Origin of the sequence: Devosia soli (assembly GCF_000970455.1) — a bacterium.
GTDB lineage: Bacteria > Pseudomonadota > Alphaproteobacteria > Rhizobiales > Devosiaceae > Devosia > Devosia soli.
In genome coordinates, this window is the sequence record NZ_LAJG01000025.1 from 95,195 (window position 1) to 119,957 (window position 24,763).

The following is a 24,763-nucleotide window of genomic DNA, read 5'->3' on the forward strand; positions in this document are numbered from 1 at the left end:
AACCTGGAAATCAGATCAATGTATCGGAAAATCAATTACCTCGGGCCTCTGGCCTGCGGGGTCTTGCTTGCGGGCGCCATGACGGCGTTCGGGCACAACGGCGCGACGGGCATTATCGGCGAGCGCATGATGGGCATGATGATGCTCAGCGACCAGATCAAGGAACTGGCGCCTATCGCCGACGCCCCAACCCCCGCGGATGCCGAGACAGTCATCGCAGCTGCCGAAATGATCGCCATGCACGCAGGGCCTGCCATGACCGACCTCTTTCCCGAAGGCAGCATAGAAGCGCCATCGGAAGCGCGACCAGAAATATGGGAGCGTTGGCAAGAATTCAGCGCTCATGCCGAGCGGCTCGGCGGGCTGGGTGAAGAGCTTGGGCTCGCCGGCGAGAGCCTGCTGGCGCGGACCCCGGCTACCAACGACGTCGCCGCTGCGCCTGCGGCACCTCCATTGTCGGAATGGGAAAGGATGGACTTCGCCTGGTTGATGGGGCTCAGTGCCGAACGTGCCATAGTCGTCGACACGGTGACGACGGCGTCGATCGTCGCGGCCACACCCGCCGAACCTGCCGTACGGCCGGTTGCGACCATCTATGCGGACATCGCGGCCACCTGTTCGTCCTGCCATGCCGCATTCCGCCGGTGAAGCATGAAACGACTTTCCGCAGTCCTCGTGACGCTCGCCTTGCTGGCGAGCCTCGGCGTCCTGACGCTGCAGTTTTGGCCCTTGCCGCCACCGGGCCCGATTGCCCAAGCGAACGGCGATGTGAAAAGAGGCGCCTATCTCGCCCGACTTTCGGGCTGCATCACCTGCCATACCGCACCTGGCGCAGAACCGCTGTCGGGCGGTGCGGCCTTGGTCTCGCGCTTCGGCTCGTTCTATGCTCCCAACATCACGCCGGATCCGGAAAGCGGAATCGGTTCATGGACCTTCGAGCAGTTTGTGCGGGCTGTCCGGCAGGGTGTCTCGCCATCGGGCGAGCCATATTATCCCGCGTTCCCATACGAGTTCTACGCCACGCTCACGGACCAGGACATGGCGGACCTTTGGGCAGCTCTTCAGGCGACGCCCGCCGTCGATCGGCCGTCGACCACGCATGCCGTTCCATTCCCGTTCAGCGTTCGGGCTGGCGTGAAACTATGGCGGACCTTCTTCGAAAGACCGGCCACCTACGTCACCAATATCACGCGTTCGGCGGGGTGGAACCGCGGCCGATATCTCGTGTGGGGCCCCGCCCATTGCGCTGCCTGCCATACGCCGAGGAACATCGTTGGCGGGCTTCCGGACGGTCAGGTTTTGAGCGGTGATCCGTCCATGCAGGATGGCCAGGCGTCGCCGCCTTTGACGGTGCAGGCGTTGACCGCGAGGGGATACACGAAAGAGGGAATGATCCAGGCCCTGCGAACCGGCATCACGCCTGACGGGGACGCCTTCGGCGGGTCCATGGCGGAGGTCGTGCACCAGAGCACCAAATTCCTTCTCAACCAGCACTTGGAGGATATGGCGACCTACCTTTTGGATTTGGACGACAACTGATGCTACCGCCTGAGCTGTTTGCGGAACTCCAACGGCCATGGTGAGTTTTGTATCGATGGTACGAAGGACAGCGATATCCACTTTCCGCGCACATGCGCGTCTGGTTCTCGTAATCATGTTGGCGGTTGTCGCCAGCATGACGATCCATCATGGCGCCATGGCTTCGGTCATCAGCACCAGTCAGTCCGAACATGCCCATCATGAACATCATGGAACGTGCGCCGGCGAGTGTGAGCCACGCACGCATTCCATGCCCGTCTGTTGCGCCATGGGTCTGTGCCTGTCCGCGTTGATCGGGAACGATTGTTCCGAGCCTTTCGCAATGCGCCAGGACGACGTCAGCGGCCTGGTCGCATCCGTAGTGCCGCGACAGACCTCCGATCGGATCGATCGACCGCCGAAATATTTCGTTCGAGCGTAGCCCACAATCAACTCGAACAAGGATTTACCAAATGACTTTCCTCAAGATCTCCCTCGCAATCGGCACCGTTCTGATGTTGTCGGCATCACCGTCATTCGCACAAGACGCCATGGCGGGCCACAACATGGCAGCTTCCGGTGACGCAGGCGTCGAATTGCCCGAAATCTGCAAGTCGGCGGGCAACATGGCCGGCGACATGCAGATGAGCATGGACCATAAGATGGACCAAGCTCACATGGACCTCATGGCGGGAATGAACGAGACCAATAGGGCGATGATGAACTCGATGATGGTCGAGGACATCGACGTCGCCTTCGTCTGTTCCATGATCCCGCACCACCAAGGTGCCATCAACATGGCCAAAGCCGAGCTCGCCCATGGCGACAATCAGTGGGCCAAGGACATGGCTCAGAAGGTGATCGACGCTCAGGAGAAGGAAATCGCCGAGATGATTTCCTGGCTCGAAGGCGAAGGCGCCAACGAGTAAAGCCTACGGGGCGGGCCAAGGCCTGCCCCGAACCCTCAAGCATCGCGAAACCTTTGGCCGCTAGAATGCGAGCCGGAGGAAACGATGCTGAACAAGATCAAGACCGAGCTGACGGAGCTCTTCTTTCTGAGCAGGGATGCGCTTCACATCCATCTCGGTATTGCGATCTACCTGGTCGCCATGCTGATCTTTAGGCGCGGCCCGGCAAGCATGGTTCCCTGGCTCGTGCTTCTTGCCTTCGAGCTGGTCAACGAAGTGCTGGACGTCTTCCACGGCAATCACATCGAACTCGACATCTCCGGAGCGCTCAGGGACATCGGCAACACCATGCTCTGGCCGACCGTCGCCCTGATCGTGGCGCGTGTCATCGCCCGCCGCCAGCGCAGTGCAGCGACGGCACAGGCCTGAATCCCAGCGTCCAAAGTGAGGATCGCAAGACAATCCTACAGCTCACTCGGTGTCGGCTGCCGTCCGTTTCGCTTGCAGTTCCCGCTCGCGGTCCGGCCATGTGCTCTTGATGTACTCGAGCACCGCCAGGATCTCGCCGTCGGAAAGCGTATCGCCAAAAGCGGGCATGTCGGTCTCGTAGCCCGGTGCAATTACAGCCAGCCCCTCCTTGATGATCCGAAGAAGCTGGCGGTCCGAGTGGTGCCAGGTGTGCCCCGATGCGTCATGCGGAGGGGCGGGCATCCGGCCGTTGGGCATACGCCGCATCCAGTCCGGCTGACCTTCGAGGTTCACTCCGTGACATCCCGCGCAGCGATCGAGGTAGATCGCCGCGCCGGGATGATCCTGCGCCAAGCAAGCAGGAGCGAGCGCCGCACCAACGACGGTGACGATCAAGGCGCGAGCGGTGACCATGATTTCCCGCCGTCGAGGCTTGAGAGGACGGCGCTTTCGGTGGTCACTGCCACTACACGGTTCTGGTCATCGGGATCGAACCCGAGATGGAGCAAGACCATGTCGGTGACTTCGCCGACCGCGACGAGCTCTTCGGCCTCAAGACGCATCAGGCCGCGACCAGCAACAAAGGCATAAAGGTTGCCGTCGGCTCTGGTCTCGAGCGCAGTCACTGGTCCGCCGGCAGCCGTCACCTCCGACCAGGTGCGTCCGAAGTCCTCGCTTTCGAAAAGACCTGCCATAGTTCCGGCATAGACATGCCCGGGTGCGTCGGGGGCGGCAGCGAGATCGATGAGCTCTGCTGGACCCGGCCCCGACACTTCCCAGGTACCGCCGCCATCACGGCTTACCTGAATTCCGCGGAATGAGCCATAAAGCGTTTGACCGTCGGCTGGGCTGACCGACATCGCATGAAAATCGACCGGCCCGTTCTGCCCATCGGAAAGATGCCGCCATGCTCCATCGGCGTTGGCTGCGCCGATCACACCGATATTGCCGCCTGTAGCAGGATGCCCGCTGGCAAAGAGCCGACCATCTGTGGCGGCGGTGAAGCCCATGAAATCGTCGGGCTCGGCCGATACCATCGTCGTGTTGCCCGCCGGATCGACCGAATAGAGCCCATGGTGGGTTGCGAGGAGGATCGTATCACTGCCCGCTGGCAGAACGACCCCATGAATGTGCGTCAGTTCGGAAAGGGCAACCGGCTGCGCGTGTTCGGAGCCCAGAACCGGGCTTGCCAGAACGGCGGACAGGAGGAGCAGGGTGTGGGTCTTCATATATTCCGCCGAAGAAAGCGATGAATTGGCGAACGGCAGGCCTGGGCCTGCCGTCGGGTTACTGCTGCAATTCGCCGGTATAGCCGGCTTCGGTAATCGCTGCAGCGAAAGCCTCTACCGGTTTGGTGCTGGCGATCTCGACCTTATGGGTCGTGAGGTCGATCTTGACCTGGGCGGCAGCGTCGACGCCCTTGACGGCCTTCTCGACCGTCGAAGCGCAATGGCCGCAAGTCATGTCGTTCACCTGGAAGTTGTACATGGAAATCTCCTTTTTCGTCAGGGGTACAGGGAAGGTGGGGTATACAACTGTGGGAAGGTCAACAGGTCATTTCGGCTCTCATGCCCGGACACGATCGGGAGCGATATCCGTTACCCCGAAGCGCGGCTTGCGAGCCTTGGGGCCCTCGGGCTCTCCCTGAGCAAATCCCTCGAGGATCGGACAGTCCGGACGATCATCACCATGGCAATGGGCTGCGAGGTTTCGCAGGGTATCGCTCATTGCCTTGAGTGCCTTTGCCTTCTCGTCGAGGATGCGTACGTGCTCGAGGGCGATCGCCTTCACATCGGCACTTGCTCGCGAGCGGTCGCGCCAGAGTGCGAGGAGATCGCCCATCTGATCGATGGAGAAGCCAAGGTCGCGTGCCCGGCTGATGAAGCGCAGGGCATGGATGTCGTTTTGCGAATAGACGCGATATCCGGCCTCTGTCCGCGAAGGTGCGGTGATGAGACCGATCGACTCGTAGTAGCGGATCATCTTGCTCGACACGCCGCTGGCTTTGGACGCTTGCCCGATATTCATGATGCGGACTCCTGAAGTTGGAAGCTAGTTTGATCCGAAGCCGGGCGGGCAGCGCTATAACGCACACCCGGTGCCGTGAACCGGCGGAGGCGTAGCGCATTGCCCAGCACGAAGACGCTGCTGAGGGCCATTGCGCCGGCAGCAAGGATTGGCGAAAGCAGGGCTCCATTGATCGGATAGAGCACGCCGGCAGCAACCGGAATCAGGACCACGTTGTAGGCAAAGGCCCAGAAGAGGTTCTGCTTGATGTTGCCGATCGTGGCGCGCGAGATCGCGATCGCGTTGACGATGCCCGAGACGTCGCCCGACATCAGCACGACATCCGCGCTTTCGATGGCGATATCGGTGCCCGTGCCGACTGCCAACCCGACGTCGGCTTCGGCAAGGGCCGGAGCATCATTGATGCCGTCTCCAACGAAGGCCACCTTGCGATCTCCAGCCCGAAGCTTTCGGACGGCGTCTACCTTGCCGTCGGGAAGAACCTCCGAAACGACTTCGTCGATACCGAGAGCAGCGGCGACTGCGCGGGCGGTTCTCGAATTGTCGCCGGTAATCATCGCAACCCGCAGACCGAGGTCATGGAGGGCCCTGACAGCCGCAGCCGAGGTTTGCTTGACAGGATCGGACACCGCGATGATGGCAGCGAGCCGACCATCGATTGCGGCATAGAGCGGGCTCTTGCCCTGGTCGGCCAGTCGAACCGAGACCGACGCAAAGCCCGATGTGTCAATGCCGGCCTTGGCAAGGGCACGGTCGGCGCCGACCAAAACCTGGCGCTCATCGATCACGCCCGATACGCCGAAGCCCGGGTCCGCGGAGAACTGGGTGACAGCTGAGGTTGAAAGACCCTTTTTACCTGCCGCGGTCACGAGAGCTTCGGCGATGGGGTGTTCGGACCGCGTTTCGAGACTGGCGACAAGGCGCAGCACTTCAGAAGCGTCGAAGCCGTCAGTCACCTCGAGATCGGTAAGCTCCGGCTTGCCCTTTGTGAGGGTTCCGGTTTTGTCGAAAGCCACCACATCGGCGGACCGCAAGGTCTGCAAGGCCTCGCCCTTGCGGAAGAGGATGCCCATTTCCGCAGCACGGCCGGTCCCGACCATGATCGAGGTCGGCGTGGCAAGACCCATGGCGCATGGGCAGGCGATGATCAGGACGGCAACCGCATTGACGAGGGCAAAGCTTAGGGCAGGGGACGGGCCCCAGGTGAGCCAGATGCCAAAGGTGACCAATGCGGCCGCAATCACTGCCGGGACGAACCAGGCGGTCACCTTATCGACAAGGGCCTGAATCGGCAGTTTCGAGCCCTGCGCCGCTTCCACCATGCGGATGATGTTGGCGAGCACTGTTTCGCCCCCGACCTTAGTGGCCGTGAAGCGGATGGCGCCGTTCTTGTTGATCGTTCCCCCGACCACGTCGGCTCCCGCGGCCTTGTGCACGGGGATGGGCTCGCCGGTGATCATGGATTCGTCGATATAGGTTTCGCCTTCCGCGACGACACCGTCGACGGGAATGCGATCGCCGGGCCGAATATCGAGGACATCCCCCGACACCACGGTTTCGAGCGGCACCTCGACGACGGTGCCTGCCCGGATGACGCGCGCTGTCTTGGGCTGCAATCCGATCAGCCGCTTGATCGCCTGGCCGGTGCGCCCCTTGGCCCGCGCCTCGAGGAAGCGGCCCAGAAGGATCAGGGTGACGATGACCGCGGCGGCCTCGAAGTAGACGTTGGCGGTTCCGCTCGGAAGCAGACCCGGAAGGAAGGTTGCAACGACCGAGTAAGACCACGCCGCGGCCGTGCCCAGAACGACAAGCGAGTTCATGTCGGGGGCAAGCCGCCCAAGGGCGGGAATGCCTTTGCGGTAGAAACGCAGGCCCGGCCCGAAGAGCACAACGGTCGCCAGAACGAACTGGATATAAAGGCTGTTGGCATGGCCAAGCTCGGTCATGATCCAGTCGTGGATCGCTGGAACGAAATGCGACCCCATCTCCATGACGAAGAGAGGAATGGTGAGGATTGCTGCAATCCCCAATGAATTGCGCAGATGCCTGATCTCGGCATCGCGACGGTCTTCAGGATCCTCGACCGCCGTCGAGACATCAGTCTTGACGACGCCATAGCCTGCCTTGCCGACGGCGTCTTCGAGGGCAGCTCGAGAGACAGTGGCGGTAGGCAGGGTGATCGTAGCCTTTTCGGTCGCGAGATTGACCGAAGCGTCGATGACGCCGGGAACCTTGCGCAGCGCCTTTTCGACCCGCGACACGCAGGATGCGCATGTCATCCCTTCGATTTGCAGCTCGACCGTTTCGCGGCGGGCGCTATACCCGACCTTCTCGATGGCTTGGATGACGCCGGTGACATCCGGCGCGCCCGAAAAACTGATGGACGCCTTCTCGGTCGCCAGGTTGACGTTTGCGGCTTCCACCGATGGCAAGGCGCGAATGGCTTTTTCGACGCGCCCCACGCATGAAGCGCATGTCATGCCTTCAACCGTGAGATCGAAGCTGAAGGCCTTCGTCTGAGGCGCGGATGGTTCAGCTGATACTGACATTTTGGACAGTCCTATGCTTGACTGTCCATGTAGGTAGTCCTTCCAACAATGGGAAGGTCAAGGGGCTAATGTCGTACCATCGCAGATTTCAGCGCGCCCTTGGTTTTTCGCCAACCGTAGGGCGTGAGGCCCTTCGGCTTGAAGATCGAGAGCACGAGGCAAAGAGCGAGCGGCACCAGTCCTGTCCCGGCATGAAGAACAAGGGACAAGCGTTGAGACGCATTCTGCGGCAGGGCGATCTCCGACACCGTCATACTTCCCAGCGCGGTTATTCCGGGCAGTTGGAGAACGAGGACGGCAAGGACGAATGCAGTGGCGACGAGTTTGACGATCACCCAGTAGTGCTGAACGAGGCCCCAGGGACTGACAAGCGACTGCACTATGCCGATGGCCAAGGCGGCAGAAGCAAGGGGCAGGACGATCAACCTGGCGATGAGGTCGGCGGCCGCATAGAGGTTGGTGCCGCCGGTGAGCCCTGCCACGGCGAGGACAAGGAAGCAGAGGACGCCGCCGATCAGCCCCGCGGATGTCGCGACATGGAGAATCATGATGATCTTGCGAAGCGACGGCATGGGGCGTCAGTTCTGGTCGGTCGAGAAATGTCGCCATGGACCATGGTCGCCGCCACCGACGAGCGCCAGCAGCGCGGCTGCCAGGATTACGGCAAGGAATATTGCGCCCAGCCATTTGACCCAACCCGGCATTGGCGGCGGATGACTTTCGCTCATGTTGTCTGCATCAGCTCCTCGGAAACATCCCGATCGACCTTACGCCTCTGGGCTTGCCGCGTCGACAATGTGCAGAAACTGACAAGCTGAGGAAGTCTCGTGTCGGAAGGAAAGTCAACAGGCCGATTTCTGCGAAAACGAAAACCCTGTGACAATTGCGCACTGGCGAATCCGTTCGGCTTCGGTATTTATTCCGCTTCATGCTCTCGTTCGTCCGCTCCATCGTAGCTGTCGTCGCTCTTGTCGCGTTCCTCGTGACGAACGCGGGCATTGCCATGGCAAGCGTAGCGCCGGTTGCCGCCGCCGATCCCGTGGCGTGCGCAGCTCCCATGGTACTACATGGTGATCATTCTCGGGCCCTCGATCTTCATGACGACGGCTGCGCAGCCTCGACGGAAAAGAGCCCGTTCGATCACCACAATGCCGGCGCCGGCTCACCTTGCTGTGCGCTGAATTGCCATGCGGCGATTTCCGTCGCTTGCCCTGACACTCTGGTCACGCTCGCCATTGGCAAGGCCATATTTCCCGGACTCCACCCGCAACCGCTTGGTTCGGTCGCCAGGGGTCTGGAACGCCCTCCCCGCACCATCCTCGGCTGATCGAAGCGCTTCCCGGCGACAGGTTTAGCGACGCGTTTCGGCGCGCCCTCGAACCTGCCACCCAGACGCCTCGGTCGCTTCGGCACTCTTGTCCCGCCGAAGCTTGTCACTCTTCGTCCTTTCACGAGGGACGATCGACTTGCCTTGATCCCGAGGATCACAATGAAAATCTTTGCTCTGGTGGCTGTCGCCGCCAGCCTGTCCGCGTGCTCGGCCATGCCCGTGCAGCGAACCGGTTTCAATCCTGCCGATCCGAACACGCCCGTTCCCCAATTGCGCTATGTCCCGGTGACCGCCGGCACACGGCACTTCGTTCCGGTCGAACCCAAGCCATGGCTCGAAAGCAATCAAGCGGTTGGCCCGCAGGCGGGTAGCCAATGATCGGCCCGGTTACGCTTTTCGGGCTAACGCAGCCCTTGATCCGCCATGTCGGCCGCTTCGCCGTTCTCGGTGTCTCCGCCTTCAGTCTTGCGGCGTGCGCAAGCTTCTCGCCCAATGGCGGGATGACGCCGGTGGCGTCTCGCGTTGGCCAAGAACTCGGCCAGACGGCCGCCAAGATCGTCACCGCCGCCGATGAAGTGTCAGCCATGGCGAAGGTCGAGGCACTGCTCGCCAAGCCCTTGACCGCCGACAGCGCCGTGCAGATCGCGCTCCTCAAGAACCGCGGCCTTCAGGCCGAATACAATGCTCTTGGGATTTCTGAAGCCGATTATGTCGAGGCCAGTCTGCCGATGAGCCCGGCGTTCTCCATCGGCAAGCTTATCGGCGGGGGAGAGCTGGAGATCGAGCGCCGCCTCGTAGGCAGCATCCTTTCGCTCTTTACGCTGCCTGCACGCCGTGCCGTTGCGGAAGCCGAATTCAAGGCGGCAAGCTTCCGGGCGGTCGATGCCACGTTCCGCCTCGCGGCCGAGACACGGCGCGCCTACTACAATGCCGTCGCTTCCAGGCAACTCGTCGCTCTTCTCGAGAAAGGCCAGAATTCGGCAGAGGCAGCAGCGGACTTAACGGTGAAGCTCGGCGAAACCGGGGCCGCAACGAAGCTGGAACAAGCCCGCGCCAGTGCATTCTACGCCGAGGTATCCGCCGAGCTTGCCGAAGCCAAAATGCGCGCAGGCGTCGACCGGGAGACCTTGACCCGACTTATGGGCCTGTGGGGCATGGAGCTGAACTTCAAACTTCCCGGGCAGCTTCCACCCTTGCCGGACCGGGTGCCCAGTTCGGAGCGTCTTGAGGCGGATGCCGTCACTCGTCGGGTCGACCTCATGGTTGCCCGTCTCGAGCTTGAAGCGATGGAAAAGTCGCTGGGATTGACCAAAGCCAGCCGCTACGTCACGGCACTCGACCTCGCCGGCATGGCGAACACGACCATCGAAACCGGCGAAGACGGCACGTCGACGGCCGACGCATATGGTTTCGAGATCGAACTCGAAATCCCGATCTTCGACCTGGGGGAGACCGGGGTGCGGCGGTCGACGGAAACCTATATGCAGGCCGTCAACCTCCTGGCCGAAAGGGCGATCAATATCCGATCCGAGGTTCGGTCGGCTTACATCGCCTACCGGGCGACCTATGACATCTCCTGGCAGTATCGCAACCGCATCCTGCCGTTGCGCGAGACCATCGATGAACAGGCTCTGCTCGAATACAGCGGCATGATCACCGACGTCTTCGACCTGCTCACGACGGCGAGCGAAAGCATCGACAGCAATGTCGCTGCCATCGAGGCCAAACGCGACTTCTTCCTTGCTGCCGTGGATTTCCAGGCTGCCCTTATCGGCGGCTCCGGAGAGGCTGCAGCAGGCGAAGCCGAAGAATAGTCATCAGGAAAGTCTGCAATCATGACCTTCTCGCGTCGCTCGTTCCTGAGCGCATCCGGGGCCGCATTGCTGGGAGCCGGTTTCGTGTCGGGCCGCGTGCAAGCCGCCTCCATCCCCGAGGCCGCAACCATGACGGAAGCCGTCATGCAGCCGCCCCTCATCCCGACTAGCGGGCCTGACTACAATCCTGTCGTAACCCTCAACGGTTGGACCCTTCCGCCCCGCATCAAGGGCAACTGGAAGGAATATCATCTCGTGGCCGAACCCGTGATCCGTGAGATCGCGCCCGGCATGGTGGCTCACCTCTGGGGCTACAACGGTCAATCCCCCGGCCCGACCATCGAGGCGGTCGAAGGCGACTTCGTCCGCATCTTCGTCACCAACAAGCTGCCCGAGCATACGACCATTCATTGGCATGGTCAGCTGTTGCCGAGCGGCATGGACGGGGTTGGGGGCCTGACCCAACCCCACATCCCGCCGGGCAAAACCTTCGTCTACGAGTTCCAGCTGAGGAAGAGCGGTACCTTCATGTACCACCCCCATGCCGATGAAATGGTCCAAATGGCTATGGGCATGATGGGGTTCTTCGTCGTCCATCCGCGGGACCCCGACTTCCGCAGGGTCGACCGCGATTTCGTCTTTCTTCTCAATGCTTATGACATCGAGCCAGGCGCATACGTGCCTAAGGTGATGACCATGACCGACTTCAATCTCTGGACATGGAACAGCCGGGCTTTTCCAGGCATCGATCCGCTCGTCGTCAACAAAGGCGACAAGGTCCGCGTCCGGTTCGGCAACCTGACGATGACCAACCACCCGATCCACATGCATGGGTACGACTTCAAGGTCTCGTGCACGGACGGGGGATGGGTGCCGGAAGAGGCGGCATGGCCCGAGGTCACCATCGACTGCGCCGTCGGACAGATGCGCGCGTTCGATTTTGTTGCCGACGAACCTGGCGACTGGGCGATCCACTGCCACAAGTCCCACCACACCATGAACGCCATGGGGCACGACGTTGCTACTTGGATCGGCGTGGATCGCAACGCGGTCACCGAGAAGATCCAGGCGCTCGTGCCCGACTACATGTCGATGGGCGCCTCCGGCATGGCCGAGATGGGCGAGATGGAAATGATGATCCCCGACAACACGCTGCCGATGATGACGGGCTGGGCCCAGTTCGGCGCCGTGGAAATGGGCGGGATGTTCTCCGTCGTGAAGGTGCGCGAGGGCATCGCCACCCACGACTACTCCGATCCGGGTTGGTTCGAACACCCGGCCGGGACCGTCTCCTACGAATGGACGGGCGAGTCCCAGGCGATCGAACGAGCGGCCTCACCGCAGTTTGATGCTTCGACAACGACAGAAGTCCAGGTGGTCAAGCCTGGCACCGACCACACCAACCATTAGTCATGGAAGTGCACATGAAGAAATACCTCACGCTCGCCATCATGGCGTTCCTCGCCGCCGCCAACCCGGTCCTTGCCGACTCCGGCCACGATCACGACGAGGCCCTCGTCTACGGCGAACCCGGGGATCCGTCCAAGCCCGCCAGGATGATCCTGATCGCCATGCGCGAAACGGACGACGGCATGGCTTTCGTTCCTAACCAGATCAAAATCAAGGCCGGCGAACAAGTCAAGTTCGTGATCCGCAACAATGGCGAATTCGACCATGAGCTCGTCTTTGCCGATCTCGAATCCAACCTCAAGCACGCCGTCGAAATGGCGAAAAACCCGGACATGGAACACGACGACCCGAACGCGGCTCGCGTGGCGCCCAAGAAGGTCGGCGAGCTCGTCTGGAAGTTCACCAATGCCGGCGAGTTCGACTTCTCCTGCCTCATCCCGGGGCATCGAGATGCCGGCATGTTCGGCACCATCATCGTCCAATAATCAGCCCAAAGGAAACAAACAGATGCGCAAATTCCTCACCGCCGCCGCCTTCGCTATTCTACCCACCTTCGCAATGGCTGCCACTGTGCCGGTCCAGGGCGAGATCAAGAAGATCAATGAAGCTCAGGGCAAGATCACCCTCAAGCACGGCCCGATCACAAATCTCGACATGGACGGGATGACCATGGTCTTCACGATGGCAGATCCCAGCCTCCTCAAATCCCTTGCCGTGGGCGACCAGGTGGTTTTCGAGGCCGATCGTGTCAACGGTAAGATCACCGTGGTCAAGATCGAGGCTGCGAACTGAACGAATGAGGAGGTCGGACTTCCGGCCTCCTTCTCTCCATGTCGGAACGAAACCCGCACGCGGGGACTTATACCCCCACGGGGTATTTCGGAGCGGCCATGTGCAACGAACATTCGATCGCGATCCGGAACAGGTTGAACCGGATCGCAGGACAGGTCGGGGGCGTCTCGCGAATGGTGGAAGAGGGTTCCTATTGCATCGACATCCTCACCCAGCTGCAGGCGATCAAGTCCGCACTCGGCAAGGCCGAGGACGAGATTCTCAAGCAGCACGCGGATTCCTGCGTCGCCGAGGCAATCGCATCGGGCGATCCAGAAGCCCAGCGGCGCAAATTTCAGGAGCTGGTCGACCTGATCGGAAGATCGAAGCGATGATGAGAGCTTAAGGCTTTTTGCTAAGCGCGGCCTCAAGCGGGCCAGCGTAGAGGGCGAGGCAGATGTCCCGCTTGGCCTCGTTCCTCCAGACCTGATGATGGCCGCTGTGGCGATCTGGATGGCTCTCAAACCCGTGGGCTTGAACCACCAAGGAGAAAGACTATGACGGATCATTCTCATCACGGCGCAACCGCCGGCCGACATGACGAAGTCGGGCACGCCGACCACAAAGATCACAGACGGCCATATGTGCTTTTCTGGGTCAACATGATCCTCGGCCTCATTGTCATGTACGTTGTCATGTTCTCGATGATCGATGGCTGGATCGACTTCAGAAACAATCTCAACATGTTCTATATGGCCGTCACGATGTGGGCGCCGATGGGCATCTTCATGTTGGCGACCATGCCCGGGATGTTCCCAGACAAACGCATGAACGTCGTCCTTTACGTCGCCTTCGCGCTCCTGACCGTGGGTTCATTCTGGGCTACGCGTTCGCAAGCCATGATCGACGATTCCCAGTTCATCAGTTCGATGATTCCACATCATTCCGGGGCGATCCTGATGTGCCGGGAAGCGGATCTGGAGGATGCCGAGCTGATCGCGCTCTGCGGAGAGATTATCGAGGCGCAACGCCAAGAAATCGACCAGATGAAGGTCATCGGCGATCGGCTTTAAGACGTCTCATTTGAGCAACAGGTGATCGGATTGTGCGGCCTTTTCGGTCGCATTTCCAATTGTCGCCCGAATTGTTCATAAAATAGAATTCTCGCGAGCCACGATCTCGCTGCCCGGAAACCAATGTCGATCGTCCGCTCAATCCGAGGGCTACTGCCCATCCTGTTTGCTACGGTGATGCTGGCGCTTTCGACGCCTCAGGCAGCTATTGCCGAGGTCGGTTCGGTCGCACCCAACTGGACCGAGCAGGCGCACGACCATCATGGAGATTGCAGCAAGGAGCCCATGCACGCCATCGGCTGCTGTGCCCTTGCCTTGGTTCTTCCTGCTGCGGCTCCGGCGCATCCGAAAATCGACGGTTTGGGCAGTTCGCACGGACTCGCTAAGGGAATAGACGGTCCGGCTACGCTTTTTTACAACGATCTCTTCCGTCCGCCGCGCCTCGCATAGTTCGATGGCCGAGTGAACCAGCCGGGCAATGCCCGCTGCCGACCGCTCGTCGACTACGAATTCGAGACAAGAGCTACGGACGATAATCATGAAAAGAAGAGACTTTCTCAGGCTGCTGCCGATGGGCGCGGCCGTAACCTTGCCATTTATTCAAGGCGCTCAAGCCCAGTCCCTGTGGGACATGATGAATAAGAGTCGCACCCTGAGCGATGCCGAGCGTGAAGCCAACAGCGCCGCCGCCATTCAGGCGATCGACACCAACGAGCCGATCCTTTCTTACGACACGGCGAACAATCTACAGCTCGCCATTGCCCAGTACGAGCCTTTCGTCCTAGCGGGCGGCTGGGAGCCGGTGCCGCAGGAGACCTACGGCGTGCGGATGGGTGTCAACCGCGCCGGTGTGGTGGAGCTTAAGCGTCGGCTGTTGTCGTCGGCCGACATGCCGATGGTCGAACGCGTCGACGAAACCTTCGACGCGCCGACCGACGCTGCCCTCCGCCGCTTCCAGGCCCGCCATGGCCTTCAGGTCAGCGGCGAGGTCGACGAAGCCACCTGGTACGCTCTCAATGTGCCGGCGGAGACCCGCCTCCACCAGCTTCGTCTTAATCTCCTCCGCGTCCAGGCCATGGCGCCGGCTCTCGCGGAACGGTACGTGGTGGTCAATATCCCGGCTGCCTTCATCGAGACGGTGGAAGGCGGCATGGTGCAGCGTCGGCACACCGCCGTCGTCGGTCGCATCGATCGACAAACGCCGATCCTGAAGAGCCGCATTCATCAGATCAACTTCAATCCGTTCTGGAACGTGCCGGTCTCGATCATTCGTCGGGACCTCATCAAGTACATGAACGAGAACCCGAACTATCTAACCGAACAGAAGATCCGCATCTACGACGGCAGCGGCAAGGAGCTGCAGCCCACCGATATCAACTGGCAGACCGAGGAGGCGGTGAACTACAACTTCCGCCAGGACCCGGGGCCGCAAAATTCCATGGGGAACGTGAAGATCAACTTCCACAATCCTCACGCGGTTTATCTGCACGACACGCCGACCAAAGGGCTCTTCGGCGAGAACGCCCGCTTCTATTCCTCGGGATGCGTCCGCGTGGATCAGGTGCAGGACTTCGTCGGCTGGGTGCTTCGCGATAATGGCGACTGGGGGCCAGCCGAGGTCGGCAATGTCTTTGCAACCGGCGAACGCAAGGACGTCGACGTCCGCAATCCGGTCGAACTGCACACCACCTACATATCGGCATGGGCCAATCGGCAGGGCGTCGTCAGCTTCCGTGACGATGTTTACGAGTTCGACATGGCCGGAAAGGTCAATTTCGAAGCCTGACCGAATGACCCTGTCACGGGTGCCGGCCTATTCGTCCGTCAGGCCGGCACCCGCGAGCCGTTCCTCAAAGTCCTGCGGCATTCGAACCATGATCCGTCGAAATGCATGGATTGCCTTAGCCAGGGTTCAACCCGGGTAGGGCATTGTGGGGCCATCTCGGACACGGAGCTTGAGATGGTTGGGATGAAGAAGCTTTCGGTGGCATTGGCGGTCATGCTGGTGTGTGCCGACCCGGCACTTGCTGTTCCCAAGGCAAGTCCGGAGGGCGAAGCGGGGGAGGGCGCCTCTGTCTCGGTCGGCGGCCCGACACTCGGTGATGCAGCTCCCGTGTTGCAGGACGGCTCACCTACCCTGGAATTGTCTGCGCCCGCGACATCGGTATCGCCAGGGCAATCACTCAATCCCCTCGTTGGCGCAGCGGCACTTTCCCCGGATCGCTGTGCCGTCGAGGTCGAGCTTCCGTCGGATGGCGCTGAGGTCACGATACCCAAACCGGTGGCGGAGGGCTCGGAAAAGGATTGCGTGGCACTCGTCGATGCTCAGCCGACGATGATGACCAACACGGGTCCCCAGCCCATTTTGGGCGACGGCACTGGATCGACCACGGAAGGCGAGCTTCTCCTGCGGCTCGGCGAGCGGAAATCCGGCCTCGATCAGGAGAAGGCCAGCCTTGATCAGCAGGCACGCCTCCTAGATGCCGCGGAAAAGCGCATCGCCGAACGTACGGCAGCCTTGACGGCACTCGAGGCCAGCATCAATCAGCTGGTCGGCGCGCGTGATCAACAGAGCGAGGAGCAGGTCGCTGAAATGGTTTCGCTCTATCAGAACATGAAGCCTAAGGAAGCAGCGTGGGTCTTGGGCGGTCTGCCCGATCCAGTGCTCCTCAAGATTGCCTCGGCCATGTCCCCGCGGAAGATGTCGGCGATCATGGCTGAGCTAGAACCGGCGCGAGCTCAGGTACTGACGATCATGATGATGGATCAGGCGACGAAACTCCCCGATTGACCGTGCCCACGTCCGTGCCGACACACGCCAGGTCCTGGCGCGAGGACCACGTGGTCATGGGTGGGCAGCATGATGCGCCGTCATCGGCCCTGACCGGCGAGAAGTGCGTCGGCGCAAGTATCGACTGCCATCAACGAAAAAACCCGTCCAGCACGTCGACGCTCTGTTCGTAGGCGAGGTCGTCGGCGATAGACAGATCCAGCAGCACCAAGTGCTTGCTTCGGTCATCCCTGCGGAATTCGAAGCTATCCGTCCTGGAATCGAGCGGACATGAATAGGTGAAGGTGTCGTCACCCGACGCCGTCCGCTTGCAGAGGTCGGTGGGGTAGAACGAGAAAAACTCGTCTGCACCGACGATGTCCGCCGACGAAGGCCCCCGGGTGACGATGCGATACTCCGCATCCTGAGCGAGTGTCCCTATCGTGCTCACGAGCAACGCAAGACCTGCGGCCAAGGCCAGTTTCTGCATACTAAGAAGTCCGATGGGCATACGGGTTGAGTGTTTGGGGAAGCTTATGCTCAGGACGGAGTTGCGCCAAGTGCACAAGGGAGACACCATGAGCTTCCGGACCGCACGCAAGATTCAATCATGCTGTCGGCTGTAGTCTTCGTGTGGGGATTGCGACGAACCGCAAGTCCGGTGGCACGCCATCGGTTTTCCCTGGCCCTATGACCCGGACACTTCGCATCGGGCCTGCCGAAACGCTCATTGAGCGAGGCCGGTCGATGCTAAAGATGGGCCAACCGCGCATTGAACCATTGCACCCTGATTGCCGTCGCAACCGACGTCGGGACGGCGTAGTCATCACCCACAGGTCGGCATTGACCGAAAGTCTCGCTTTCCTCCAGCGCGAGGATCACCGCTTCCATCGGCGCTCGCACTTCCCGAGCCAGGCTGCGCAACGACAGATGCTCGCGCCTGTCGAGAGCAGCTACGGGAAATCCGAGACAATGCGTCAGCGCATGACGAAGGAGACGATCGAAGTCGGGGACGTTGCCAGCGAATTTGAACGCGTATTCGTCCGCGAACCAGCCTAAGGCCTCGATCGGAGCGATTTCGAACACGGACGCGCGACCGTGCCTGAAACCCTCCACGACAGGCTCAATTGCAATTTGCAGATCTTCTTGCACCAACAGTTCGAAGGCGCGCTCTGCCGCGTGGATACCGCCATCCTTCATGGCGGAAAGCGCGGGTCGGGTTCTTGAGAAGCCGCCATCCAACAGAGTGGCCACGGCGGTTACGAGCTGGATTGCCAGCATCAGTGGCAAATTGTCGAGCGCCGGCACAGGGTCAACGGGGACAGCACAGCCCATCTTAGCCAGGCACCATGCCTGAAATGGCCTGGGCGGAACATCTACCTTCGCCGGCTCATCAAGCAGGCCTTCGTCGGTGCAGCTGGAACATTTGAGATTGTCGGCGTCGGTGTAGGTCAGAACGTTTCCGCATGCGCACCTGCTCGTCAGGGCAATTCCGTGATCGGGGCATCGGTCGATGAACTTGAGGTCCCACCAGAACCGATGGTTACGGCCATCTTCAGCCATGCATCCGGGACAGATCCGGCGTTGCCGGGTATCCAACCATTCCGCCGATAGTCGATGACCAAAGTAGCTCACCGACTTGCCCGTAAATACCGGGATCTTGGACTGCAGCTCGCCGGCCGGGATCCGAGTGGCGGTCGCAAGCGTCGCCAAATCCGAACCGTTGCCAATTTTCTCCGGGGTTGACCCCAAAAGCTTACAAAAATGCCTCAGACCGATCCAGCCGTTGACATGGGCAAAGCGCACGAGCAATGCCGGAACGGGTTCTGCCGGATCGTTCGCCACGCGAACGGGCGGCACCCACTGCTCGCCTCTAACCCGCATGACTTGCCTCGACCGGAAGCGGTTTCGGCTTCGGCAGGCCTAGCGCTGCATCGGTTCTTTTGAAAATGTTCTGGTCGTCCGGAACGCTCAGACGCTCGCGGAGCGTCAGTAGCAAAGTGTCCATATCGACGTAGGCTTCTTCATTGGCCATTGCGTGCTTGGTAGCGATGCCAAGCAGAGTCGTCACCTCGCCGAGGATGCCGTTGGAATATCGGTGGAGGCGGGTCGCAACCTTCCAACTTGAAATGTCGGATTGGGCATCGAAGGGAAGTTCGGCTTCCAGCTCTTCTAGCATTGCAATCCACTCCGAACCCTCGTGTTCGGGGAATGCGAAGGGCGCCAGGGTGACTGACTGTTCAACCATTTTTCTCAGGTCCTTGGCGGTGTCGACCACCGTCATCAAGTCCCCGGTCCCAACAAGGGCGACCTCGATCTTTGTCATCTTGCAGATCTGTCTGAACGCCTCAGCGGCCGACCGGCTGCCAGGACCGGCCATCGAGTCGACAATGCGCTGTGCCTCATCAAAGATAAGAAGACCGGTGCCTAGTTCGCCTAAGAGGCGTGACAGTTGGATAGCCAACGCCATGTTTCCGGCACGCTGCTTGGGCGCTTCACGCGTTAAGGCAAATATCGCGTCGCGCATGATGCCCTGGAACGTGGGATTGACGCCGATCTGCAACATAACGACGGGATAGAGCGTTTGAAGCGGCCCCTGCTTCTCGACCGTGACAACGCCAGCTACCGCATCGCGCTCCCTCAAGTTCAGGAGGTTGGGCTCCCATGCGACGTAGCGGCCGCCATGCTCTTGGGCATAGTCGAAAATGTATTGCTCACATGCTATAGTCTTTCCCATGCGGCTCTCGCCGCTGATCAAGGTAAGCCGGCCTTCATGGCGCGCAGAATAACTCTGGTGAGCAAAGCTGAGGACGTCGGCAACCTTGCGAGTAATGCGGTTAGGAATGACCGCTCGACCGAAGTGTCTCTCACGTTCGATGATGGTGGCGGTTGCCCATTTGTCTAGCTCAGTATCTTTGGTCATCTACGGATCACTCCCGGATTTCTCTTTTTTTGTTTCCGTTGCGCATTAGGCTGCGGCGTCCGGCTTCCACTCGGGCTGTCGCCACCGGACCCGGCTGGCACCGACCGGTCGGGTTCGCTATCGATCGGCTCGATGGGTTGCTGTGCGGCCGGTGACCGAGACCTGGACGCGAACGGTGGGCCGGCCCGTTCGCCGGCGACGGTGGGCTCATCCTCGGCGGGGTAGGGGGCCGCCTTCGAGTAACCCGGCGATGCCGGCGGCTGCTCGACCTGGCGATACGACGTCTCGATCTCGCGGCTTTCTGCCTTCAAGAATTGCTGCACGGACGATGGCGTGCCGAATGGCCCCGTGCTGTCGTTCATCCTTGCGTCAGGCGGACGATCCGGGTCGTAACCCACCATACCACCCTGACTTTTCTCGCCGTCGAACGCAGAACGACTAGTAAACTCACCGCGCTTTTTCGGATCGCCCGGCTTCCTCGTCGTGGCTTTTCTCGGAGAGAGCTTATCCTTGAGGTTCTCGAGCTTGAGAATCGCTCGGCTTCGCTTCCGGGCAACCTCCGGCCCCTCGGAAGGAGGCTCGTCCGCTTGCATGCGGTATTGGACCTCCTCGTAGGAAATCTTCTTGCCGCCATGCTCACCGACCAGGTGCGCCTTTACCCATGGTCTATGCACGCCGTCATAGACGAGGATGGTCGAGATATCGTTGGGATCGAAGCGAACGATCGACTTCATGGCGATACAGTTCCGCCGGCGCCAGAGGGCCCGAAGTTCGTCCGACTGGAAAATCATGTTGTCGAACCGCAATCCGTTCTTCCCAACCTGTGCGGTTCGGGTCGGATTGGTTGCCGGCCCGAGAAGCTCCTCCTCGGGTGGCAGCTTGTCGTTCATCAGGTTGGCCATGGAATCCGCGTATCGTTTTGACGGGCGCTCCTTGGTCTTTCCGTGAGGGCGGTTGTTGTAGATGTCGACAACAAAGGCCGCCACGACCGTTTCGAGCTCGCCGATGGTCAACTTGGGCTTGGCGTTTTCTTCGATACGCTGGGACGGATTGGAGCCCAGATAGCCCGGCAGCGTGTGCAATAGGCCCTGGTTCTCGACGCGGAACCACCGTTCCACCTTACCCTTCAGCTGCCCGGAAGCACGGGGGAGGTCGTGGAGCTTGATCCGCAGGACCATTGCAGTTGCACGCAGGGATTCGGAGCGAAACTCGGCGCCACGGTCCATGTAGAGGTGATCCGGGGTGCCATGGCAGTCCCAGTCGAATTCGAAGTCGTAGTTGAGGCTGTCCAAGTACTTTTTCTTCGGCATCACTGCCAGTCGCAACGCCATCATCACGGAGAACCAGGACGGCGCTTCGAAGGAAATGTAGTACCCGACGATCATCCGGGAGTAACGGTCGATCAGTACCGTAAGCCAAGGGCGCCCGCGAGCCTGGCGCTTCTCGTCGTAGACCATGATGTCGAGCTTGGTGTGGTCGACCTCGACCTCGTGCAGGGCATAGTCACCCTGCGGGCCGAGAGCCGAGGTTTGTCCCCGAGAGCGGGCCTCCTTACGGCCGAATTGGTTCGTGAGGCGTTCGTAGTAGCCGAATTTCTCGAGCAGATCGTAGACACGGTGGGCCCCGACATGCCGGGATCCGTGCAGCCGCGGACGCAATGGCAGCCCTTCCGCTTCGGCCTTTTGATGCACCAAGGCATCGGCGACCCGGGCGGTGTGCGCCGCCGAACAATAGGGCGCCTGCATCATCAGCGTCTCGATGCACTGCAGGATGATCATGTCGCTCCAGGCATAGGGATCGTCATCCCGCCGGTTGCCCTTGCGGTAGTTCATGTCCGCAAGAGCGCGGATGTCACGCCCGGAAGCTATCCATCGATAGCTCCAACGCGCGATCGAGCGCATCGAAGGGCAGGGCTTTCCGGATTTGTCTTCCTCCGCATGCACGCGCAGAACGATCGGCATGGCGAACTCCTCCCTTCGGCGCTTCTCGACGTCCAGTTCGGCGTCAAGAGCGTCCATGTAGATGAGTTTGCGATGCGCAGAGGCCTTCTCTCCTTCGGTGAACGACCCCCAGTCAGCCGTCACCACGTCCCTGAGGTCGCTCTCGAGGTAGGGCGTCTGCGTGTCCGCGGTGAGGGCGCCGGAGAGCGCGAGTTGCTTTTGAACCTCAGGGGAGACCTGAAATTCCTTCCCGTCTGCAAGACGGACATAGGTCTTCTCGCCGGATGCTTCCCCGACCACGATTTGATGGAGCGCGCCGTGAACACGAACCAGGTCACCGACGCGCCTCGATGCTGGTGCGAGCCGTATGGTCATGGGTGATCTCCCTCGACAATAGCGGATCGTTGGCCGGCGGTGCGATAGTTCGCGAACATGGACGCGGGGCGAAACGGCGTGGACCTGTCGAGGCGAATATGACCTTTCCTGTCGAGACAACAGCAAATGGATAAAGCGGCCGGGCCTATATCGGGAATAAGATCTGCCAGCTCTGAAACGGTGGAAGCGGCCGGCAATCGGGGAAGTTCGTCAACCACGGCGTCAATGAATTTGTCGCTGAACCTGGTTCCCAGGGCACGATGCATCATCTGTGCATTCCAAAACCGAGGTTCGGTACGGACCTCGAAGTCCGTTATCAGCTCGAAATCGGCGCCTTCGCGGTCAGCGGCAGAGGTTAGTGCAGCCATCCAATCCTTGACGACCTTCGCGCCGATCGGATCCTCCACGGGGTCGATCCGCACCGAGGAGAGAGGCTTGATTTCTATCAGCGTCGGCCTGGCGCGATCCCGGCGAACCAGTCGGCCATCGGGTATCCAGAAACGAACCCGATCATAAAGTTCGAACTGGATCGGATGCCATTGCGCGTCCGCTTCCAAGAGGCCTTCTTCGGCGAAGTCGACGACAGTCCAAAAGTCGATTTCCGTTGCACCTTCGCCATCCAAAAGCTTGCCGCCCAAGCTGAACATCGGGACCGAACCGGTATAGATGTCGCGGCCGCGTCCTCGAACCCCGCGGGCTTCGGCGCCACGGAGCAAAGGGTGAAGCTTTTCTTGACGCTTGCGCGCGCGACTTTTGCCGATCTGCGGAGAGCGTTTGACGTTTCCCATCGATAGAAGACGCTTCGTGAGCCCACCGGTGACACCGCCGCTTTTTGACTGACTTCCATTCTTGGTTGCCATCGAAAAACTCCTGACGACGACCAGCAGTCGCCGGAACCTTCGGTTCGGCGGCTTGTCGCGTTATTGCGTTCTCGGAAAATGGGATGCTTGGTCGAAATCGGGGCGAGTGGAGAGCTTCCCGCTATCGATCTATCTGACAATCAACGTTTTTCCACCGCCGGTGATAATGGCAGTTTCTTGCGGATCGACACGCGAAATGCGTGCAATTTTATGTATGCGCGTCAGTCGTGCAGCGCACGGCGACGGGCTCTCCTGCAGAAGGATTGAAGACACCCAATCCTCGTTCTTGATCAACAGGAGAAAGGAGTCTGGCAGCCATTGGCCCCAGCTTGACCGGTACCGACGGCGACCATCCTTGCCTGATGTCGACTTGCAGGTACCCGCTAACGATGGCGGCATAGACACTCGGTCCGGCGTCTCCGCAAACCTTGCCCGCCATCAGTCGGACGTCGCGCAGCGTCAAATCCTTGAAGCCGTTATCGGTCTCCTGGACGATTAGCACTATTAGCTCGATCGACACCTTGGCCCGCTGATGTGACCAGATTTCCCGTCTCAGCCTGGCAGTGGGCTCTTCCTGCAGGGCCAGACGCGTTACAGACTTGGTCGGCACCCGGGCGGCTAACGCTGCAATATCGCAACCGCCCTCGCTCAAGACGACCAGAGTGCTGACGCCGTTCACGGACATCCAGAAGCTGAATTCGCTCTCTTGCGGAAGCCTGCTTTTTGGCAGCAAGAGCGGCCCCATCTTCATCACTGCCGGGTCAAGAGCGGCGTCGATGAGGGCGGTACGGTACCACCGCTTCGGATATCGGATTGACGCTACGGACTTGAAACATCTGAAACCGGGATGCCGTGCCAGGTCCTCATGAGCAGGAGCTTGTGCCATGACAGTCGCCTCGGGCTGCACTACGCGGATACTGACTTTTCCAAGTAGGCCGTCGGCATCGACCTGGGATGATAGTTGTATGCGGGCAGGGGGTGAGTCAATAGCTATTTAACTATTCAGCTATCCATCTGCTACGGGGTTACGACAGCTGTCGTTGATGGTGTGCTCCAGTTTGTTCCTTGCTTCCTTCTGACGGAAGGTGCGGCAGTCACCAGCAAAGGACACGTTCATGTACACCCTAGACGAACTGATCGCCGGCGAGATCGAGGATCTGAAATACGAATACGGCTTCATCGATGAAGAGCATGACGGTCCGTCTGCCAGTTGCGATTGGCCGATGCTCGAGGACATTACGGTCGAGTGGACCATCGACTTCCTGACCAGCCACCCCGAGGGGCTCACTGTGACAGGACTAGGGTATAGCGAGCTGCGCCTAAACATCTGGCATGCGGCAAGCGAGGTCGCCTTTGCTGCGACAAGGGCTTGGTACGAGGAGAACGACATAGACCCTCGAAATCTGCCTTTGCCGGTAGCAGACCGCCGGCAGATCGGACTGTCGCGCCGCGGCCTGACGCCTTCTCGAACTATATAGCTATCTGCAGCGGCGGCATGGTATCTTGGCTTCCATGAAAGATTCCAAGCATCCGGCCCCTGTCAAAGAGGCGGTCAACGTAGGCACTGCGCCGGCGGAAAGGTCGTCCCGTTCCGACGGCCGCCGGCAAATGCTGGTCTACCTGCCGCCTCGCCTGATCAAGGCGCTCAAGGCGAGAGCCTTGCACGAGGACAAGCACGCCTACGAGCTCGTTGAAAAGGCGGTCGAGAAATTCCTTGAGGAAGCCAAGTGACCAATGACGACCTGCTCTCGGCTTGGCTGTCAGTCATCAGTCGGTCTGACTTCACCATTCGCCACAAACTGCGGGTTGGCCGGCGCGCCAGAGACTATATCGATTGGATGCGCGAGAATGATGTAGATGGGCAACAACTTACCGAGGAGTTGCTCGCTCGATACTTGGAGCATCTGAGGGAGATCCATACGTACGGCACGGCGAAAGCATACCTGCGCGACATGTTACGCCTGGATCGACTTGCTCACGAGAGTAATCCTGAACTTTTTCCGGCTCGCCTTGAATGGTCGTGGCC

Annotated in this window: 31 protein-coding genes; 18 read left to right on the plus strand and 13 right to left on the minus strand. The window is 60.4% G+C overall.

What is annotated here, in order from left to right:
- The first annotated feature begins 18 nt into the window (after positions 1–18).
- The 4 genes from VW35_RS20715 (at position 19) to VW35_RS15170 (ending at position 2,855) form a co-directional block, all read left to right on the plus strand.
- Positions 19–648 carry a c-type cytochrome gene (locus tag VW35_RS20715; protein WP_052951773.1) on the plus strand — a complete coding sequence of 210 codons (630 nt, stop codon included), beginning with the start codon at positions 19–21 and terminating at the stop codon, positions 646–648.
- Between the two features lie 3 nt (positions 649–651).
- Positions 652–1,539, plus strand: coding sequence for a c-type cytochrome (locus VW35_RS15160; RefSeq protein ID WP_046143925.1), 888 nt, complete (start codon positions 652–654; stop codon positions 1,537–1,539).
- A gap of 452 nt (positions 1,540–1,991) precedes the next feature.
- A complete protein-coding gene (locus tag VW35_RS15165; RefSeq protein ID WP_052951774.1) occupies positions 1,992–2,447 on the plus strand; it encodes a DUF305 domain-containing protein in 456 nt (151 codons plus the stop codon).
- A gap of 84 nt (positions 2,448–2,531) precedes the next feature.
- Positions 2,532–2,855 (plus strand): hypothetical protein, encoded by a 324-nt coding sequence (locus VW35_RS15170; protein WP_046143926.1) that lies wholly within the window; start codon positions 2,532–2,534, stop codon positions 2,853–2,855.
- 42 nt (positions 2,856–2,897) lie between these two features.
- On the opposite strand, the gene VW35_RS15175 is transcribed toward VW35_RS15170, so the two are convergent.
- The 7 genes from VW35_RS15175 to VW35_RS21600 all read right to left on the minus strand — a co-directional run bounded on the left by VW35_RS15175 (position 2,898) and on the right by VW35_RS21600 (position 8,199).
- On the minus strand, positions 2,898–3,308 hold the full coding sequence (locus VW35_RS15175; RefSeq protein ID WP_046143927.1) for a c-type cytochrome: 411 nt from the start codon (positions 3,306–3,308) through the stop codon (positions 2,898–2,900).
- Positions 3,287–4,123 carry a WD40/YVTN/BNR-like repeat-containing protein gene (locus tag VW35_RS15180; protein WP_052951775.1) on the minus strand — a complete coding sequence of 279 codons (837 nt, stop codon included), beginning with the start codon at positions 4,121–4,123 and terminating at the stop codon, positions 3,287–3,289. Before VW35_RS15180 ends, VW35_RS15175 begins: the two co-directional genes overlap by 22 nt.
- A 58-nt stretch (positions 4,124–4,181) precedes the next feature.
- The gene (locus VW35_RS15185) at positions 4,182–4,382 is read right to left on the minus strand and encodes a heavy-metal-associated domain-containing protein (protein WP_046143928.1); all 201 of its coding nucleotides are present in this window, start codon (positions 4,380–4,382) and stop codon (positions 4,182–4,184) included.
- A 78-nt stretch (positions 4,383–4,460) separates the two neighbouring features.
- Positions 4,461–4,922 (minus strand): Cu(I)-responsive transcriptional regulator, encoded by a 462-nt coding sequence (gene cueR / locus VW35_RS15190; RefSeq protein WP_046143929.1) that lies wholly within the window; start codon positions 4,920–4,922, stop codon positions 4,461–4,463.
- Complete coding sequence (locus tag VW35_RS15195) at positions 4,919–7,471, minus strand: heavy metal translocating P-type ATPase (protein WP_083982865.1); 2,553 nt, start codon at positions 7,469–7,471, stop codon at positions 4,919–4,921. The genes cueR and VW35_RS15195 overlap by 4 nt, the downstream gene beginning before the upstream one ends.
- A gap of 65 nt (positions 7,472–7,536) precedes the next feature.
- Positions 7,537–8,043, minus strand: coding sequence for a hypothetical protein (locus VW35_RS15200; RefSeq protein WP_046143930.1), 507 nt, complete (start codon positions 8,041–8,043; stop codon positions 7,537–7,539).
- 6 nt (positions 8,044–8,049) lie between these two features.
- Positions 8,050–8,199: a hypothetical protein gene (locus VW35_RS21600; RefSeq protein WP_161796923.1), complete on the minus strand. Its 150-nt coding sequence runs from the start codon at positions 8,197–8,199 to the stop codon at positions 8,050–8,052.
- Between the two features lie 200 nt (positions 8,200–8,399).
- Between VW35_RS21600 and VW35_RS15205 the strand changes: the two genes are divergently transcribed.
- From VW35_RS15205 to VW35_RS20720, 11 genes are all read left to right on the plus strand, one after another.
- Positions 8,400–8,798, plus strand: coding sequence for a hypothetical protein (locus VW35_RS15205; protein ID WP_046143931.1), 399 nt, complete (start codon positions 8,400–8,402; stop codon positions 8,796–8,798).
- A 162-nt stretch (positions 8,799–8,960) separates the two neighbouring features.
- Positions 8,961–9,179 carry a hypothetical protein gene (locus VW35_RS15210; protein ID WP_046143932.1) on the plus strand — a complete coding sequence of 73 codons (219 nt, stop codon included), beginning with the start codon at positions 8,961–8,963 and terminating at the stop codon, positions 9,177–9,179.
- The gene (locus tag VW35_RS15215) at positions 9,176–10,615 is read left to right on the plus strand and encodes a TolC family protein (protein ID WP_052951776.1); all 1,440 of its coding nucleotides are present in this window, start codon (positions 9,176–9,178) and stop codon (positions 10,613–10,615) included. The genes VW35_RS15210 and VW35_RS15215 overlap by 4 nt, the downstream gene beginning before the upstream one ends.
- Positions 10,616–10,636: 21 nt before the next feature.
- The gene (locus tag VW35_RS15220; protein ID WP_046143933.1) at positions 10,637–12,025 is read left to right on the plus strand and encodes a multicopper oxidase family protein; all 1,389 of its coding nucleotides are present in this window, start codon (positions 10,637–10,639) and stop codon (positions 12,023–12,025) included.
- A 14-nt stretch (positions 12,026–12,039) separates the two neighbouring features.
- A complete protein-coding gene (locus VW35_RS15225) occupies positions 12,040–12,510 on the plus strand; it encodes a cupredoxin domain-containing protein (protein WP_052951780.1) in 471 nt (156 codons plus the stop codon).
- Positions 12,511–12,532: 22 nt separating this feature from the next.
- Positions 12,533–12,817 (plus strand): copper-binding protein, encoded by a 285-nt coding sequence (locus tag VW35_RS15230; protein ID WP_046143934.1) that lies wholly within the window; start codon positions 12,533–12,535, stop codon positions 12,815–12,817.
- A 98-nt stretch (positions 12,818–12,915) separates the two neighbouring features.
- Positions 12,916–13,191, plus strand: a complete 276-nt coding sequence (locus tag VW35_RS15235) for a metal-sensitive transcriptional regulator (protein ID WP_046143935.1) — start codon at positions 12,916–12,918, stop codon at positions 13,189–13,191.
- Between the two features lie 162 nt (positions 13,192–13,353).
- Positions 13,354–13,869, plus strand: a complete 516-nt coding sequence (locus VW35_RS15240) for a DUF305 domain-containing protein (RefSeq protein WP_046143936.1) — start codon at positions 13,354–13,356, stop codon at positions 13,867–13,869.
- A 123-nt stretch (positions 13,870–13,992) separates the two neighbouring features.
- On the plus strand, positions 13,993–14,319 hold the full coding sequence (locus VW35_RS15245) for a hypothetical protein (RefSeq protein ID WP_046143937.1): 327 nt from the start codon (positions 13,993–13,995) through the stop codon (positions 14,317–14,319).
- 88 nt (positions 14,320–14,407) lie between these two features.
- Positions 14,408–15,655, plus strand: coding sequence for a L,D-transpeptidase family protein (locus tag VW35_RS15250; protein ID WP_046143938.1), 1,248 nt, complete (start codon positions 14,408–14,410; stop codon positions 15,653–15,655).
- A gap of 183 nt (positions 15,656–15,838) precedes the next feature.
- The gene (locus VW35_RS20720; RefSeq protein WP_052951778.1) at positions 15,839–16,660 is read left to right on the plus strand and encodes a MotE family protein; all 822 of its coding nucleotides are present in this window, start codon (positions 15,839–15,841) and stop codon (positions 16,658–16,660) included.
- Between the two features lie 130 nt (positions 16,661–16,790).
- Here the strand turns inward: VW35_RS20720 and VW35_RS15260 are convergent, their stop codons facing one another.
- The 6 genes from VW35_RS15260 to VW35_RS15285 form a co-directional block, all read right to left on the minus strand.
- A complete protein-coding gene (locus tag VW35_RS15260; protein ID WP_046143939.1) occupies positions 16,791–17,129 on the minus strand; it encodes a hypothetical protein in 339 nt (112 codons plus the stop codon).
- Between the two features lie 260 nt (positions 17,130–17,389).
- Positions 17,390–18,523, minus strand: a complete 1,134-nt coding sequence (locus VW35_RS15265; RefSeq protein ID WP_046143940.1) for a TniQ family protein — start codon at positions 18,521–18,523, stop codon at positions 17,390–17,392.
- Positions 18,513–19,562, minus strand: a complete 1,050-nt coding sequence (locus tag VW35_RS15270) for a TniB family NTP-binding protein (RefSeq protein ID WP_046143941.1) — start codon at positions 19,560–19,562, stop codon at positions 18,513–18,515. Before VW35_RS15270 ends, VW35_RS15265 begins: the two co-directional genes overlap by 11 nt.
- Positions 19,559–21,877 carry a Mu transposase C-terminal domain-containing protein gene (locus VW35_RS15275; RefSeq protein WP_046143942.1) on the minus strand — a complete coding sequence of 773 codons (2,319 nt, stop codon included), beginning with the start codon at positions 21,875–21,877 and terminating at the stop codon, positions 19,559–19,561. The genes VW35_RS15270 and VW35_RS15275 overlap by 4 nt, the downstream gene beginning before the upstream one ends.
- Positions 21,874–22,737 (minus strand): hypothetical protein, encoded by an 864-nt coding sequence (locus VW35_RS15280; protein ID WP_046143943.1) that lies wholly within the window; start codon positions 22,735–22,737, stop codon positions 21,874–21,876. The genes VW35_RS15275 and VW35_RS15280 overlap by 4 nt, the downstream gene beginning before the upstream one ends.
- Positions 22,738–22,945: 208 nt before the next feature.
- Positions 22,946–23,623: a hypothetical protein gene (locus tag VW35_RS15285; RefSeq protein WP_152662616.1), complete on the minus strand. Its 678-nt coding sequence runs from the start codon at positions 23,621–23,623 to the stop codon at positions 22,946–22,948.
- A 229-nt stretch (positions 23,624–23,852) separates the two neighbouring features.
- Between VW35_RS15285 and VW35_RS15290 the strand changes: the two genes are divergently transcribed.
- From VW35_RS15290 to VW35_RS21345, 3 genes are all read left to right on the plus strand, one after another.
- Positions 23,853–24,215 (plus strand): hypothetical protein, encoded by a 363-nt coding sequence (locus VW35_RS15290; RefSeq protein WP_046143945.1) that lies wholly within the window; start codon positions 23,853–23,855, stop codon positions 24,213–24,215.
- A gap of 34 nt (positions 24,216–24,249) precedes the next feature.
- Positions 24,250–24,468 carry a hypothetical protein gene (locus VW35_RS15295; RefSeq protein WP_046143946.1) on the plus strand — a complete coding sequence of 73 codons (219 nt, stop codon included), beginning with the start codon at positions 24,250–24,252 and terminating at the stop codon, positions 24,466–24,468.
- Positions 24,465–24,763: hypothetical protein (locus VW35_RS21345; RefSeq protein WP_152662617.1), on the plus strand; the 299-nt coding region annotated here is incomplete at its 3' end. The genes VW35_RS15295 and VW35_RS21345, both read left to right, overlap by 4 nt.

Coding starts and splice junctions, on each gene's coding strand:
- VW35_RS15235 (WP_046143935.1), top strand. CDS start 12,916: ATGTGCAACGAACATTCGATCGCGATCCGGAACAGGTTGAACCGGATC.
- VW35_RS20720 (WP_052951778.1), top strand. CDS start 15,839: ATGAAGAAGCTTTCGGTGGCATTGGCGGTCATGCTGGTGTGTGCCGAC.
- VW35_RS15215 (WP_052951776.1), top strand. CDS start 9,176: ATGATCGGCCCGGTTACGCTTTTCGGGCTAACGCAGCCCTTGATCCGC.
- VW35_RS15225 (WP_052951780.1), top strand. CDS start 12,040: ATGAAGAAATACCTCACGCTCGCCATCATGGCGTTCCTCGCCGCCGCC.
- VW35_RS15210 (WP_046143932.1), top strand. CDS start 8,961: ATGAAAATCTTTGCTCTGGTGGCTGTCGCCGCCAGCCTGTCCGCGTGC.
- VW35_RS21600 (WP_161796923.1), bottom strand. CDS start 8,199: ATGAGCGAAAGTCATCCGCCGCCAATGCCGGGTTGGGTCAAATGGCTG.
- VW35_RS15160 (WP_046143925.1), top strand. CDS start 652: ATGAAACGACTTTCCGCAGTCCTCGTGACGCTCGCCTTGCTGGCGAGC.
- VW35_RS15290 (WP_046143945.1), top strand. CDS start 23,853: ATGTACACCCTAGACGAACTGATCGCCGGCGAGATCGAGGATCTGAAA.
- VW35_RS15275 (WP_046143942.1), bottom strand. CDS start 21,877: ATGACCATACGGCTCGCACCAGCATCGAGGCGCGTCGGTGACCTGGTT.
- VW35_RS15165 (WP_052951774.1), top strand. CDS start 1,992: ATGACTTTCCTCAAGATCTCCCTCGCAATCGGCACCGTTCTGATGTTG.
- VW35_RS15195 (WP_083982865.1), bottom strand. CDS start 7,471: ATGTCAGTATCAGCTGAACCATCCGCGCCTCAGACGAAGGCCTTCAGC.
- VW35_RS15220 (WP_046143933.1), top strand. CDS start 10,637: ATGACCTTCTCGCGTCGCTCGTTCCTGAGCGCATCCGGGGCCGCATTG.
- VW35_RS15280 (WP_046143943.1), bottom strand. CDS start 22,737: ATGGCAACCAAGAATGGAAGTCAGTCAAAAAGCGGCGGTGTCACCGGT.
- VW35_RS15205 (WP_046143931.1), top strand. CDS start 8,400: ATGCTCTCGTTCGTCCGCTCCATCGTAGCTGTCGTCGCTCTTGTCGCG.
- VW35_RS15185 (WP_046143928.1), bottom strand. CDS start 4,382: ATGTACAACTTCCAGGTGAACGACATGACTTGCGGCCATTGCGCTTCG.
- VW35_RS15240 (WP_046143936.1), top strand. CDS start 13,354: ATGACGGATCATTCTCATCACGGCGCAACCGCCGGCCGACATGACGAA.
- VW35_RS15250 (WP_046143938.1), top strand. CDS start 14,408: ATGAAAAGAAGAGACTTTCTCAGGCTGCTGCCGATGGGCGCGGCCGTA.
- VW35_RS15170 (WP_046143926.1), top strand. CDS start 2,532: ATGCTGAACAAGATCAAGACCGAGCTGACGGAGCTCTTCTTTCTGAGC.
- VW35_RS15245 (WP_046143937.1), top strand. CDS start 13,993: ATGTCGATCGTCCGCTCAATCCGAGGGCTACTGCCCATCCTGTTTGCT.
- VW35_RS15175 (WP_046143927.1), bottom strand. CDS start 3,308: ATGGTCACCGCTCGCGCCTTGATCGTCACCGTCGTTGGTGCGGCGCTC.
- cueR (WP_046143929.1), bottom strand. CDS start 4,922: ATGAATATCGGGCAAGCGTCCAAAGCCAGCGGCGTGTCGAGCAAGATG.
- VW35_RS15180 (WP_052951775.1), bottom strand. CDS start 4,123: ATGAAGACCCACACCCTGCTCCTCCTGTCCGCCGTTCTGGCAAGCCCG.
- VW35_RS15200 (WP_046143930.1), bottom strand. CDS start 8,043: ATGCCGTCGCTTCGCAAGATCATCATGATTCTCCATGTCGCGACATCC.
- VW35_RS15265 (WP_046143940.1), bottom strand. CDS start 18,523: ATGCGGGTTAGAGGCGAGCAGTGGGTGCCGCCCGTTCGCGTGGCGAAC.
- VW35_RS15270 (WP_046143941.1), bottom strand. CDS start 19,562: ATGACCAAAGATACTGAGCTAGACAAATGGGCAACCGCCACCATCATC.
- VW35_RS15260 (WP_046143939.1), bottom strand. CDS start 17,129: ATGCAGAAACTGGCCTTGGCCGCAGGTCTTGCGTTGCTCGTGAGCACG.
- VW35_RS20715 (WP_052951773.1), top strand. CDS start 19: ATGTATCGGAAAATCAATTACCTCGGGCCTCTGGCCTGCGGGGTCTTG.
- VW35_RS15295 (WP_046143946.1), top strand. CDS start 24,250: ATGAAAGATTCCAAGCATCCGGCCCCTGTCAAAGAGGCGGTCAACGTA.
- VW35_RS15230 (WP_046143934.1), top strand. CDS start 12,533: ATGCGCAAATTCCTCACCGCCGCCGCCTTCGCTATTCTACCCACCTTC.
- VW35_RS15285 (WP_152662616.1), bottom strand. CDS start 23,623: ATGGCACAAGCTCCTGCTCATGAGGACCTGGCACGGCATCCCGGTTTC.